Here is a 13,181-nt window from a genome sequence, read left to right on the forward strand (position 1 = left end):
CGTGACCGGTTCGATCGCCCGGGCTCGCTCTGCCGTACTGCGACGGCCGCTGGCCCTCACCCTGCCCTCTCCCGCAAGCGGGAGAGGGAGTAAGAAGGTCTTAGCGCTTCGGCAGCTTGTCCGTCTCGATGTCGACGTAAGGCCAGAAGATCTGGTTGAAGAACGGCCGCCGGTAGCCGACCACCCAGGGCTGTGCGATGTCGGTCACGATGCGGTGCACGCGGAACTTCTGCGGCATGTACGCCGTCAGCAGCTTCTGCGCCTCGCGCAGCAGCGCCGCGCGTTCGGGACCGTCGGGCAGCACCATCATCTGCCGGTAGAGCTCGTCGTAGCGCTCGAGCTTGAAGCGGCCCAGGTTCTGCCCGCCGGCCGCCGGTCCGTAGAGCAGCTCCAGTCCCAGCTGCGCATCCGGCGTCGAGCTGTTGAAGCCCAGCTGCCAGATCATCAGCTGTCCCGCGCGCGCCGACTTCAGGTTCTCCGGCCACTGCGCCATGCGGATGCGCATCCGGATGCCCAGCTTGTCCATGTCGCGCTGCCACAGCTCGTCATAGGGCTTGGAGCGCGAATCCGGCGAGGACGCCACCTCCAGCAGCAGCGGGCTGCCGTCGGGCTTGTCGCGCCAGCCGTCGCCGTCCTTGTCCACATACCCGTAGGTGTCGAGCAGCGCCTTGGCGCGGGCCAGGTCGTAGTCGCTGTTCTCGCTCTTGTAGTCGTCCTCGTAGCCCCAGGTCCCCGGCGCGATCACGGACTGCGCCGGCACGGCCTGGAAGTGGCGCGTGGTGACGATCTCGGTCGGCACGTCCGTGGCCAGCCCGATGGCGCGGCGCAGCGCGACCTTGTCCGGCGTGTAGCCGCCGACCGTCGCGTCCTCCATGTTGAAGTAGTACATCGTGCGGTCGCTCGCCAGCACGCGGTACAGCTTCATCCCCTGCTTGTCGAGGTTGGGCGCGAGCTTGCCGTGCGGGATGGCGACGTCCGCGTACTCCTCCGGCAGCTGATAGAGCAGGTCGAACTCGCGGTTCAGGTAGGACAGCCAGCGCGGCTGGCCGGCCTCGATGATGCTGATCTCGACCGCATCCACCATCGGCAGCTTGCGTCCCTTGAAACGGGCCGCCAGCTGCTCGCCTTCCGTGTCGCCCGGCGCCGGCTGGGCGTCGTAGAAGACCTCGCGGAAGCCGGGGTTCTTCACCAGCCGGATCAGCGAGCCGCGCCGCCAGCGCTCCAGCATGAAGGGCCCCGTGCCGACCGGGTGCTCCATCGTCTTGCCGGCGTAGGTCTCGATGACCTCGCGCGCCACCGCGCCGTAGGTGTCGCCGCCGGCCAGGTTGTAGATGAAGCGCGGCCGAGGTTCCGCGAGCTTGAACTGCAGCGTGTAGCGGTCCAGCGCGCGCACGCCCTCGACCGGCTTGTCGTAGTCGAAGGGCTTCTTCGTCTTCAGCGCCGCGACGCGCAACTCCTCCAGGCCGAGGATGCCCTCCTGCTTGAAGCTGGAGTACAGCGGCCCCTTGGTCGCCGGATCGTAGAAGCGCTTCAGGCTGTAGACGTAGTCCTCGGCGGTCAGTTCGCGCCGCTTGCCCTTGAACGCCGGATCGTCGGCGAAGTAGATGCCCGGACGGATCCTGATGGTCCAGGTGCGGAAGTCCTCGGACACCTCCGGCATCGCCACCGCCGTGTTGGGCTTGAGCTTGAACGGACGCGCGAGGTAGTCGTAGTTGTAGAGCGACTCGAAGATGTGGGCCGTGACGATGCGCGAGTACAGGTCGCTCAGCTGCGCGGGATCGAAACCGGTCTCGGCCACGAGGAAGGCGTAGCGCAGCACCTTCTCCGGCTTGTCCGGATTCGCGGGCGGCGCCTCGGCGGGCCTGGCGACGGGGGGCGGCGCGGCGACCGCGGACGTCGCCAGGGTGGCGAGCAGCGCGCCGGCCACGACGGCGAGCGCCACGGCGCCCTGCGTCAACGCGCCGGTCGCGCGGAGGAACGGAACGGAACGGCGTGCACGCATGGAATGTCGGGACCTTGAAACGTCGGGGCCTAGTGCCTGACCTAGTGCTTGAACTTCGCGGCGGCGTCGGGATCGATGTCCACGTACTCCCACCAGTTCTGCCAGAACTGCGGACGGCGGTAGCCGACCAGCTGCGGCTGGGCGATGTCGGTGATGAAGCGGTGGCCGCGGTACTTGTACGGCATGTAGGCGACCGCGTAGCGCTTGGTCTCCTCGAAGAGCTTCAGGCGCTCCGGCCCGTCGGGCAGGTGCGAGGCCTCGTCGTAGAGCTTGTCGACGGCCGGCAGCCGGAAGCGCGCGTAGTTCTGCGCGCCGATCTGCCCGCTGTACATCCGCGCCAGCGAGTCCTGGCCGTCCGGCTTGGACGCCGAGGTCGCCAGCGACCAGATCTGGTACTTGCCGGCGCGCAGCGACTTCAGGTTCTCCGGCCACTTCGCCGGCTTGAAGACGATGCGCACGCCGATCTCGTCGAGGTTCTTCCGCACGATCTCGTCGATCTGGCGCTGGAACTGGTCGGGCGTGGTCAGGCTCTCCAGCAGCAGCGGACTGCCATCGGGCCGGTCGCGCCAGCCGTCGCCGTCCTTGTCGACGTAGCCGTAGAGGTCCAGCAGCGCTTTCGCGCGCGCCGGATCGAAGCTGCTCATGTCGCTCTTGAAGTCCGGGTCGTAGCCGGTCGTCCCCGGCATGTACAGCGACTGCGCCAGCATGGCCTGGCCGCGGCGCACCAGACGCAGCTCGCGGCCGGCGTCGATGGCCAGGCCGATCGCGCGGCGCAGCGCGATCTTGTCCGGCGTGTAGCCGCCCACCAGCGGGTCTTCCATGTTGAACACGGTGAACAGCACGTCCGACGCGACGGTCCGGTACGCGTGCTTGCCCTGCTTCTCGAGGTTGGGCGCGATCCTGCCGTTGGGCATCGCCTGGGTGATGAAGTCCTCGGGCGTGCGCTCGATGAAGTCGTACTCGCCGTTCAGGAAGGACAGCCAGCGCGGCTGGTTCTCCTCGATGACACCGACCTCGACCCGGTCGATCATCGGCAGGCGGCGGCCCTTGAAGCGGGCCTTCAGCGCCTGGCCTTCGGTGTCGTCGGGCGCGGGGTCGACTTCCTGGTCGTAGAACCGCTCGCGGTAGGCCGGGTTCCGCTCCAGCACCATCAACGAACTGCGCCGCCACTGCTTGAGCACGAACGGTCCCGTGCCCACCGGATGGGCCATCGAGTCGCCCGGATAGGCCTCGATCACCTCACGCGCGACGGCGCCGTACAGGTCACCCTGCGCGAAGACTTCCATCATGCGCGGCCGCGTCTCCTTCGACCTGAGCTGCAGCGTGTAGCGGTCCAGCGCACGCAGGCCCTCGATGGGCCTGTCGTAATCGAAGGGCTTGCCGGACTTGCGGACCTGCTCGTGGTACTCGTTGAGGCCGACCAGCGCCAGTTCCTCGATCTCGCTCCAGTTCGGCGACGCTACCGCCGGATCGGCGAAGCGCTTGAACGAATACACGTAGTCCTCGGCGGTCAGTTCGCGCGTCCTGCCCTTGAACGCCGGATCGTCGGCGAAGCGGATGCCCGGGCGCAGCTTCACCGTCCACGTCTTGAAGTCGGCGGAGGCCTCCGGCAGCGCCGCCGCGGTCAGCGGCTTCATCTTCGCGGGCCGCGCCAGCTGGTCGTAGGTGTAGAGCCCCTCGAACATGTGGGGCGTGATCATCCGCGAGTAGAGGTCGGTGATCTTCGCGGGATCGAAGCCGGTCTCCGCGACGCGGAAGGCGTAGCGCAGCACCTTGGGCCCGGCGGACGATGGCGTCCCCGCATGCGGTGCGGCCTCTGGCGCTGAGGCCGCCGCGTGCCCGGCGTTCACGCCGGCCAGCGCCAGCGCGGACGCGAGGACGGGCCCGCGCAGTGTCGACAGGAAAGATCGGGCGCGGGGCATCGTCACGGCGTCAGTTCACTTCTTCAGGTGGGCCTTGGTCAGCGCGTCGGTGTCGATGTCGACGTACGAGTAGAAGTCGCGCTGGTACAGGTTCTTGTCGTAGCCGATGACCCAGGGTTGCGTCATGTCGGTGAAGATGCGGTGCACATGGACCTTGTAGGGCATGTACGCGATCAGCAGCTTCTGCGCGCGGTCCATGACCGCGAGGCGCTCGGGACCGTCCGGCATGCCGTGCTGCTGACGGTACAGCGCGTTGTATTCGGGCATGTCGAAGCGCGCCTTGTTGGACTGGCCCTTGCTGCCGACGTAACCCAGGCCGAGGAAGTTCTCGCCGTCGGGGACGTCGGCGCTCCAGCCCATGCCCCACATCTGCAGCTTGCCGGCGTTGGCGGACTTCAGGTTCTCGGGCCACTTCGCGATCTTGAAGCGGATGCGCACGTTGATCGCATCCATGTTCTTCTGCCAGAGCTCGGCCAGCTGACGGTTCTGGCCGTCGGGCTGCGTCGCGTATTCGAGCACCAGCGGGCTGCCGTCGGGCAGGTCGCGCCAGCCGTCGCCATCCTTGTCGACATAGCCGTACAGGTCGAGCAGCGCCTTGGCGCGCGCCCGGTCGAACTGGCTCATCTCCGACTTGAAGCCCTTGTCGTAGCCGGTCACGCCCGGCGAGATGATCCCCTGCGCCGGGATCGCCTGACCGCGGCGCGGCAGGCGGATCTCCTGGTCCAGGTCCACGCCGAGCGCGATCGCGCGGCGCAGCGCGATCTTCTCCGGCGTGTAGCCGCCGACGACCGGGTCTTCCATGTTGAAGTAGGAGATCGCGACGTCCGCGCGCTCGTAGCGGACCGCCTTCACGCCTTCCTTCACCAGGTTGGGGGCGAGCTTGTTCTGCGGCATGCCGACCGGTGCGAACTCCGCCGGCAGGTCGTCGAGCAGGTCGAATTCCTTGCGCAGGAAGGACAGCCAGCGCGGCTGGCTTTCCTCGATCACGGCGATCTCGACGCGGTCGATCAGCGGCAGCTTGCGGCCCTGCAGGCGACGCACGGCATCGGCCAGCCCGGGCTTCGCCGTGGCGACGTCCTCGTGATACCGCTCGTCGCGGTAGGTGGGATTCTTCTCGAGCACGATGCGCGAGGACCGGCGCCACTCGCCGAGCTTCCACGCGCCGGTGCCCACCGGGTGCTCCATGATCCGGTCGCCGTAGAACTCGACGACCTCGCGCGCCACGATGCCCACCATCGGATCGGCGAAGTGCAGCAGCATGCGCGGATCGCTGTTGGCCACGCGCATCTCGACCGTGTAGCGGTCCAGCGCGCGCAGGCCGTCGACCGGGCGGTCGTAGTCGAACGGCGTCTTGTTCTTCAGCGCCTCGGCGCGCACCTCGGACAGGCCGAGGATCTTCGCGCCCTCGAAGCGGTACAGGTGGCCGCTCTTCACGCGCGGGTCGTAGTGGCGCTTGATCGTGTAGATCAGGTCGTCGGCGGTGAGTTCGCGCGGCTTGCCCTTGAACGCGGGATCGTCGCTGAACAGCACGCCGCGCTTGAGCTTGAACACGAAGCGGCGCGCGTCGTCGCTGACCTCGGGCATGCCGTCGGTGACGGCGGGTTCGAGCCGGTAGGGACGGCCCAGGTAGCTGTAGCGCAGCGGCGCGTCGAAGATGCCGGCGGTGATGTTGCGCGAGTACAGGTCGGTGACCTGGGCCGGATCGAAGCCGGTCTCCGCGACGCGGATCGCGTAGCGCAGCACCTTGGGCGCGGGCGCCGTGGCCGCGGGCGTGGCGTCATCGGCGGCCAGCGCGCTCGACGGGATCGCCGTGAACGTCGCCAGGACCGCCAGGGATGACGCGAGAGATGCCGAAAGTAAGAGCGCCTGGGATCGTGTCCCGGCCATGCCGCGTCGCATCTGGATGCCGTCCTTGAATTCGAAAGCGCGCCAGTCTAGTGGGCGATGTCCGCGCCCGCCATGCCAACAACCCCGAGACCGCGAACGCGCGGGCGACAGGGGCGCATTGCGGATGAACGACCCTGCTTCCACGAGCATGCTTCATCAGTTTTCTCCGATGGATTCAGGGCAAATGCCGGGTCGGGGCCTGCAGGCGCTCACGTAGACTCGCGCGTGGTTTTCGACCCTCAGGCCCCGGCCGTCACAAGCGTCCGGGGTTTGTCTTTATCGGTCGCCGGGTCCGACATCGGGCACGGCGGCGCTTGCTTGGAGTCCCGCGCGTATGGCGGCCTATCTCATCAGGCGCCTGTGGCAAATGATCCCCACCTTGCTGGGGGTCGTGCTGCTGGTGTTCTTCCTCTTCAAATGGTTCGGCGGCGATCCCGCTGAAGTGCTGGGCGGCCTGAACGCCAGCCAGGACCAGATCGAGGCCATCCGCGATCAGCTCGGACTGAACAAGCCGGTGTGGGAACAGCTGCTGATCTTCCTGCAGCAGATCGTCACCTTCGACTGGGGCAAGAGCTGGGCGACCAACGAGTCCGTGGCCAACCTCTTCGCCACGCGCATGCCGGCCACGCTGACGGTGATGCTGCCGATCCTCGTGCTCGAAGTGATCCTCGCGATCCCGTTCGCGCTGGCCGTCGCCTACATGCGCGGCAGCCTCACCGACCGCGCGGTCATGATCCTCACGACGGTCGCGGTGTCGATCTCGCTGCTGGTCTACGTGATCGTGGCGCAGTATTTCTTCGCGTTCCGGCTCGGCTGGTTCCCGGTGCAGGGCTGGAGCGACTCGCTGTGGACCAACCTCACGACCTACGCGCCGCTGCCGGTGCTGGTCGCGGTGGCCGTCGCGCTGTCGCCGTACACGCGGCTGTACCGCACCTTCTTCCTCGACGAGATCGGCCATGAGTACGTGCGCACCGCGCGCGCCAAAGGCCTGACCGAGAAGACCATCCTGCTCAAGCACGTGCTGCGCAACGCGATGATCCCGATCATGACCAACATCTCCGTGGCGCTGCCCGGCGTGTTCGTCGGCTCCTTCCTGCTGGAGGTCTTCTTCTCGATCCCGGGCCTGGGCCGCGAGATCCTGCTGGCGGTCAACCGCAACGACTATCCGGTCATCCAGGCCTTCGCGATCTACATCGCGGCCTTGACGATGGTGGTCAACCTGATCACCGACCTCCTCTACAAGCTGGTTGACCCCCGGGTGGTCCTCAAATGAGCGCAGTGCTGTCCAATCAAACGGCGGCCGCGAAGCCGCAACGCTCGCGCGGCGTCTGGCACGCCTCCTGGCGACGCCTGAAGTCCGACAAGCTCGGCATGTTCGCGATGGTCGTCGTCGCGTTGTCGCTGCTGCTGGTGCTGGCCGCCGGCCTGGGCCTGGTGGCCCGCGACTGGCAGAAGGAGACCGGCGTGCCCAACGCGCCGCCGACCTTCCTGGGTCCCGCGCCGGCCGAGAGCGCCGGCGCCATCGCCCAGCCCAAGGGCCCGAACGTCGACCTGAGCGACATCGACCCGCTCGCGCCCAAGTACGCCGAGTGGACCGAGAAGGCCAAGCAGTACAAGACCGACGAGGCGCCGCGCGCCGAGACGCTGCCCTTCGGCGGCGACCGCCTGGGCCGCGACGTGCTGGCCAAGGCCATCAAAGGCGCCGAGATCTCCATCATGGTCGGCGTGCTGGCCGCGCTGGTGGCCACGCTCATCGGCACCGTGCTGGGCGCGCTCTCGGGCTTCTACGGCGGCAAAGTCGGCGACTTCCTGGAGTGGGTCTACAACGTCTTCACGGCGATGCCCAACATCCTGCTGATCTTCGCCTTCGCCGTGGTCTTCGGCCGCGGCGTGCTGCCGGTGGTCATGATCCTGGGCCTGGCGGGCTGGACCGGCATCTACCGCCTGGTCCGCGCCGAGTTCATGAAGCACTCCGTGCGCGAATACGTGCGCAGCGCCGAGGCCATCGGCGCGAGCAAGAGCTCGCGCATGTTCAAGCACATCCTGCCCAACGTCTCGCACGTCGCGCTGGTGCAGCTCTCGCTGCACGTGGTGGGCTTCATCAAGAGCGAAGTCATCCTGTCCTACCTGGGCCTGGGCGTCAGCGTGGACCAGGTCTCCTGGGGCACGATGCTGGCCGAGGCGCAGAGCGAGCTGATCCTCGGCTACTGGTGGCAGCTGGCCGCGGTGACCGGCTTCATGGCGGTGTTCGTCACGGCCTTCGCCCTCTTCACGGATGCGTTGCGCGACGCGCTCGATCCCAAACTGCGCGGTCTGGAGTAACGCCATGCTGTTGAGCATTCAAGACCTGAAGGTCGCCTTCCGCATGGGCAAGGTCGACGGCGTCATGCAGCGCCAGCTGGCCGTCAAGGGCGTCAGCTTCGACATCCCGGAGAACGGCACGGTCGCCCTGGTGGGCGAGTCCGGCTCGGGCAAGAGCGTGACGGCCATGTCCATCCTCAACCTGCTGCCCGACAACGCCGAGCGCACGGGCGCGATCCTGTTCCAGGGCCGCGACCTGCTGAAGACCTCGCTGCGCGAGCTCCAGTCGGTGCGCGGGCGCGAGATCGCCTGCGTGTTCCAGGATCCGATGAGCTCGCTGAACCCGGTGTTCCCGGTCGCCGACCAGATCATGGAGCCGCTGATCAAGCACCTGGGCATGACCCGGCGCCAGGCACTGGTGCGCGCCGAGGAGCTGCTCAACGAGGTCGGCATCCCCGATCCGAAGCGGCGCCTGAAGAGCTATCCGCACGAGATGTCCGGCGGCCAGCAGCAGCGCGTGATGATCGCGGTCGCGCTGGCCTGCAGCCCCAAGCTGCTGATCGCCGACGAGCCGACCACCGCGCTCGACGTGACCATCCAGCGTCAGGTCATGGAGCTGCTCGCGCGCCTGAAGGAATCGCACAAGATGAGCATGCTGTTCATCTCGCACGACCTCGGCGTGGTGGGCGAGATCGCCGACCAGGTCGTGGTGATGCGCCATGGCGAGATCCGCGAGAAGGCGCCGGTGGCGGACATCTTCCACCACCCGCAGGACGCGTACACGAAGGCGCTGCTGGCCTGCCGCCCCTCGCTCACGGAGAACCCGGCGCGGCTGATGGTCATCGACGACCACATCGCCGGCCGCCTGGTGTCCGAAGGCACGGGCAAGGCCAAGGACCCGGACGCGCCGGTGATCCTCGAGGTCAAGGGCCTGAAGAAGAGCTTCTTCTTCAAGTCGGGCCTGTTCAGCAAGACCGAGTTCAAGGCCGTCAAGGGCGTCGACTTCCAGCTGCGCAAGGGCCACACGCTCGGCGTGGTGGGCGAGTCCGGCTCCGGCAAGACGACGATGGGCCTGACGCTGTTGCGCCTGCACGAGCCCACCGGCGGCCAGGTGCTCTTCGAAGGCCAGGACCTGCTGAAGATGAACGGCCCGGACTGGCAGAAGATGCGCCGCCGGATCCAGGTCGTGTTCCAGAACCCGTATGCCTCGCTGAACCCGCGCTTCACGATCGTGCAGACCCTGCTGGAGCCGATGGAGATCCACGGCATCGGCGGGAGCCACGACGAGCGCATCGCCACGGCCAGCGCGCTGCTGAAGAAGGTCGGTCTGGACGAGTCGGCGCTGCACAAGTACCCGCACGAGTTCTCCGGCGGCCAGCGCCAGCGCATCGCGATCGCGCGCTGCCTGACGCTGCAGCCCGAGGTGCTGGTACTGGACGAGGCCGTCTCGGCGCTGGACGTTTCGGTCCAGGCCCAGGTGCTGAACCTGCTGAAGGACCTGCAGGACGAATTCGGTCTGAGCTACATCTTCATCAGCCATGACCTGGCGGTGGTGAAGTTCATCTCCGACGAGGTGCTGGTGATGCAGCACGGCGACGTCGTCGAGCAGGCCGATGCCCGCGCGCTGCTGGCCGCTCCGAAGCAGGAGTACACGAAGCGACTGCTGGGCGCGGTTCCCCGCGGTTACCAAGGCACGGAGCCTGCAGCGAGCGCTGCCTGAGCCGCCCGACTGGGGGCCCTTTTCGGAACTTAAGGAGGGAATTCGCTTGCCGGGAGACAAGCGAAGGAGGGAGATGGAGAAAAGGGCCCCCAGTCGGGTGGCTCCTGCTCGGTCCCCCGCCCGCCTGCGGAATGCACCAAAACCGAACTTTCCACAAGCGCGAAGACTAGGCCCCTCGCTCACGCGGGCCGGGCGCCTGCTCCTCCTCGCAGCGATGGCTAGAATGGCCAGCAAGTTTTGTGCCGTCAGGATCCCCCCATGTCGCTTCGCCGCCCCCTGCTGTTGTCGACCGCGCTCGCGCTGGCATTGGCCGCGCCTTTGTCGCAGGCCGCCAAGGAGGACCGCGCCAAGCCATTGAACCTGGTCTTCGACCGTGAAGGCGCGATCGACAAGGTCAAGCAGCGGTCCGAGTTCAACGGCAACGTGATCATGACCAAGGGCTCGATGGAGCTGCGCGCCGATCGCATGGACGTGCAGGAGACCAGCGACGGCTACTACCAGGCCTACGCCAACGGCACCTCCGCCAAGCAGGTCCATTTCCGCCAGGACCGGGACACGCCCGGCGAGCGCATCGAGGGCCGGGCCGACCAGATCGAATACGACACCCGCACCGAGACCATCCGCCTGGTCGGCAACGCCGAGGCGCGGGTGATGCAGGGCGACCAGCTGAAGCAGGCGCTGTCCGGCGCCACGCTGAATTACGACAACCGCACCGAGCGCCTGGTCGTCGAGACCGGCACCGGTTCGCCGCATCCGAGCGGCCGCGGCCGTGTCGTGCTGATGCCGCGCAACGCCGCCAGTGAGCCGCCGCCCGCCAGCAGCGCCCCGCTGCCGTTGCGCCCCAGCATCAACCTGACGCCTCGCCAGTCGCCCCAGCAATGACGGAAACCCCCACGAATCCCTCCCGCAGCCGCCTCCAGGCCTGGGGCCTGCAGAAGTCCTACGGCGTCCGGAAGGTGGTCAAGGATGTCCACCTCGACCTGCACAGCGGCGAGGTGATCGGCCTGCTCGGTCCGAACGGGGCCGGCAAGACGACCAGTTTCTACATGATCGTGGGCCTGGTCCGCGCCGATGCCGGCGAGATCCAGATCGACGGCCAGCCGGTGCAGACCCTGCCCATCCACCAGCGCGCGCGCATGGGGCTGAGCTACCTGCCGCAGGAAGCGTCGATCTTCCGCAAGCTCAACGTCGAGGAGAACATCCGCGCCGTGCTCGAGCTGCAGCTCGACGACAAGGGCAAGGCCTGGCCCTCCTCGCGCATCGACGCGGAGCTGGACAAGCTGCTCAACGAGCTGTCGATCGAGAAGCTGCGCGACACGCCCGCGCCGGCGCTGTCCGGCGGCGAGCGCCGCCGCGTCGAGATCGCCCGCGCGCTGGCCACGCAGCCGCGCTTCATCCTGCTGGACGAGCCCTTCGCCGGCGTCGACCCGATCGCGGTGCTGGAGATCCAGCGGATCATCCGTTTCCTGAAGCAGCGCGGCATCGGCGTGCTCATCACCGACCACAACGTGCGCGAGACCCTGGGCATCTGCGACCGCGCCTACATCATCAGCGAAGGGGCGGTGCTCGCCGAAGGCACGCCCCAGCACATCGTCGAGCATCAGGACGTGCGCAGGGTCTACCTCGGCGAACACTTCAAGATGTAAGGGCCGGGAGTCGACATGAGGCCGACGCTACAGGTTCGCCTGTCCCAGCATCTTGCGCTGACGCCTCAGCTGCAGCAGTCCATCCGTCTGTTGCAGCTGTCGACGCTGGAGCTCCACCAGGAGGTGGAGCAGATGCTCGCGACGAACCCGCTGCTGGAGACCGACGAGGAATTCGACGCGCCGCTGCCGACCGCGACGCAGGAACGCCTGACCGAGCGCGAGGAACGCGAGGAGCGCGTCGCGCAGACCGAGTCGGACGCGCCCGCCGGGGACACGCCCGCCGGTGAGGAGATGCGGGCCGAGGAATTCGGCACCACCGAGCGCGACGACTGGGAGAACGGCACCGAGCGCGACGACTTCGACGGCATCCGCGAGACGCCCGGCAGCGCGTCGTCGTCCTCCGGTGACGATGATGAACGTCCCGAGACCGAAGCGCCCGACGAATCGCTGCAGGACGTGCTGCGCGGCCAGATCCCCGGCATGAACCTCAGCGCGGTGGACCGCGCGGCGCTGCTGGCGCTGATCGAATCGCTCAACGAGGACGGCTATCTCGAGGATCCGCTCGAGGAGATCGTCGCCGCGATCCTCGGCGAGGACGCCGATCTGGAGCAGCGCGAGGAGCTGCTCGACCGCTTCAAGGTCGCGCTCAAGTGGCTGCAGTCGATGGAGCCCGCCGGTGTCGGCGCGCGCGACCTCGGCGAATGCCTGGAGCTGCAGCTGCGCACGCTGCCGCGCTCGCCCGAGCAGGCGCTGGCGATCGTGATCTGCCGCCGGCACCTGGAACTGCTGGCCAAACGCGACTGGCGCCGGCTGATGTCGCTGACCGGCGCGGACGAGGAGCTGCTGCGCGATGCGCAATCGCTGATCGCCGGGCTGGAACCCAAGCCTGGTCGCCGCTACGCGCGCAGCGAGAACCGGCCCGTCATCCCCGACGTGATCGTGCAGAAGTCCGGGCGCAACTTCCGCGTGTCCATCAATCCGGACGTGCTGCCCAAGCTGCGCATCAACGACCTGTATGCGCAGGCGCTGCGCGCCACGCGCGGCGGCGTCAGCAACTCGCCGCTGGGCGGGCAGCTGCAGGAGGCGCGCTGGTTCATCAAGAACATCCAGCAGCGCTTCGACACGATCCAGCGCGTCAGCGAGGCGATCGTCGAGCGGCAGCGCGGCTTCTTCACGCACGGCGAGCTGGCGATGAAACCGCTGGTGCTGCGGGAGATCGCCGACGAGCTGGGATTGCACGAGTCGACAATCTCGCGCGTCACGACCGCCAAGTACATGGCCACGCCGTGGGGACCTTCGAGCTGAAGTACTTCTTCGGGTCGAGCCTGTCGACCGAGGCCGGTGGCAACGCGTCGAGCACGGCGGTGCGCGCGCTGATCAAGCAGTTCATCGCGGCGGAGAACACGGCGAGTCCGCTGTCGGACAGCCAGCTCTCGACGATGCTCGGCGAACAGGGCATCACTGTGGCGCGACGCACCGTCGCGAAGTACCGCGAGGCGCTCAAGCTCGCGCCGGCGAATCTGCGCAAGTCGCGCTGACGCCGTCCTGCCACCGCCGCTGGCCCTCACCCCCGCCCTCTCCCGCAGTGCGGGAGAGGGGCCACCCCAGTGGTCCTGCTCCGAATGGCTCGGTGCATTCTCACGCCCTCTCCCGCTTGCGGGAGAGGGTGGGGGTGAGGGCCAGCAGCGCTTCGATCAGCCAGG

At 67.7% G+C, this 13,181-nt stretch carries 8 protein-coding genes and 1 pseudogene; 6 read left to right on the plus strand and 3 right to left on the minus strand.

Annotated elements, in window-relative coordinates:
* Nucleotides 1-100: 100 nt before the first annotated feature.
* From ACQ859_RS00975 to ACQ859_RS00985, 3 genes are read right to left on the minus strand one after another with little or no spacing between them, the layout of a single operon-like run.
* On the minus strand, nt 101-2,002 hold the full coding sequence (locus ACQ859_RS00975) for an ABC transporter substrate-binding protein (protein WP_431264223.1): 1,902 nt from the start codon (nt 2,000-2,002) through the stop codon (nt 101-103).
* A gap of 41 nt (nt 2,003-2,043) precedes the next feature.
* Nucleotides 2,044-3,924, minus strand: coding sequence for an ABC transporter substrate-binding protein (locus ACQ859_RS00980; protein WP_431266700.1), 1,881 nt, complete (start codon nt 3,922-3,924; stop codon nt 2,044-2,046).
* Nucleotides 3,925-3,939: 15 nt separating this feature from the next.
* Nucleotides 3,940-5,823, minus strand: coding sequence for an ABC transporter substrate-binding protein (locus ACQ859_RS00985; RefSeq protein ID WP_431264224.1), 1,884 nt, complete (start codon nt 5,821-5,823; stop codon nt 3,940-3,942).
* A 322-nt stretch (nt 5,824-6,145) separates the two neighbouring features.
* Here ACQ859_RS00985 and ACQ859_RS00990 point away from each other — a divergent pair, with 322 nt between their 5' ends.
* The 6 genes and pseudogenes from ACQ859_RS00990 (at nt 6,146) to ACQ859_RS01015 (ending at nt 13,016) form a co-directional block, all read left to right on the plus strand.
* A complete protein-coding gene (locus ACQ859_RS00990) occupies nt 6,146-7,084 on the plus strand; it encodes an ABC transporter permease (RefSeq protein WP_088408590.1) in 939 nt (312 codons plus the stop codon).
* The gene (locus ACQ859_RS00995) at nt 7,081-8,133 is read left to right on the plus strand and encodes an ABC transporter permease (protein WP_431264225.1); all 1,053 of its coding nucleotides are present in this window, start codon (nt 7,081-7,083) and stop codon (nt 8,131-8,133) included. The genes ACQ859_RS00990 and ACQ859_RS00995 overlap by 4 nt, the downstream gene beginning before the upstream one ends.
* A 4-nt stretch (nt 8,134-8,137) precedes the next feature.
* Entirely contained in the window at nt 8,138-9,832 is a 1,695-nt protein-coding gene (locus ACQ859_RS01000) for an ABC transporter ATP-binding protein (protein ID WP_431264226.1), read from the plus strand.
* 258 nt (nt 9,833-10,090) lie between these two features.
* Nucleotides 10,091-10,714: a lipopolysaccharide transport periplasmic protein LptA gene (lptA, locus tag ACQ859_RS01005; protein ID WP_431264227.1), complete on the plus strand. Its 624-nt coding sequence runs from the start codon at nt 10,091-10,093 to the stop codon at nt 10,712-10,714.
* A complete protein-coding gene (lptB, locus tag ACQ859_RS01010; RefSeq protein WP_431264228.1) occupies nt 10,711-11,478 on the plus strand; it encodes an LPS export ABC transporter ATP-binding protein in 768 nt (255 codons plus the stop codon). The genes lptA and lptB overlap by 4 nt, the downstream gene beginning before the upstream one ends.
* Nucleotides 11,479-11,493: 15 nt before the next feature.
* A pseudogene (locus tag ACQ859_RS01015) lies at nt 11,494-13,016 on the plus strand (RNA polymerase factor sigma-54).
* The last annotated feature ends 165 nt before the right edge of the window (nt 13,017-13,181 follow it).

Origin of the sequence: Roseateles chitinivorans (genome assembly GCF_050632235.1) — a bacterium.
Lineage (GTDB): Bacteria > Pseudomonadota > Gammaproteobacteria > Burkholderiales > Burkholderiaceae_C > Roseateles > Roseateles chitinivorans_A.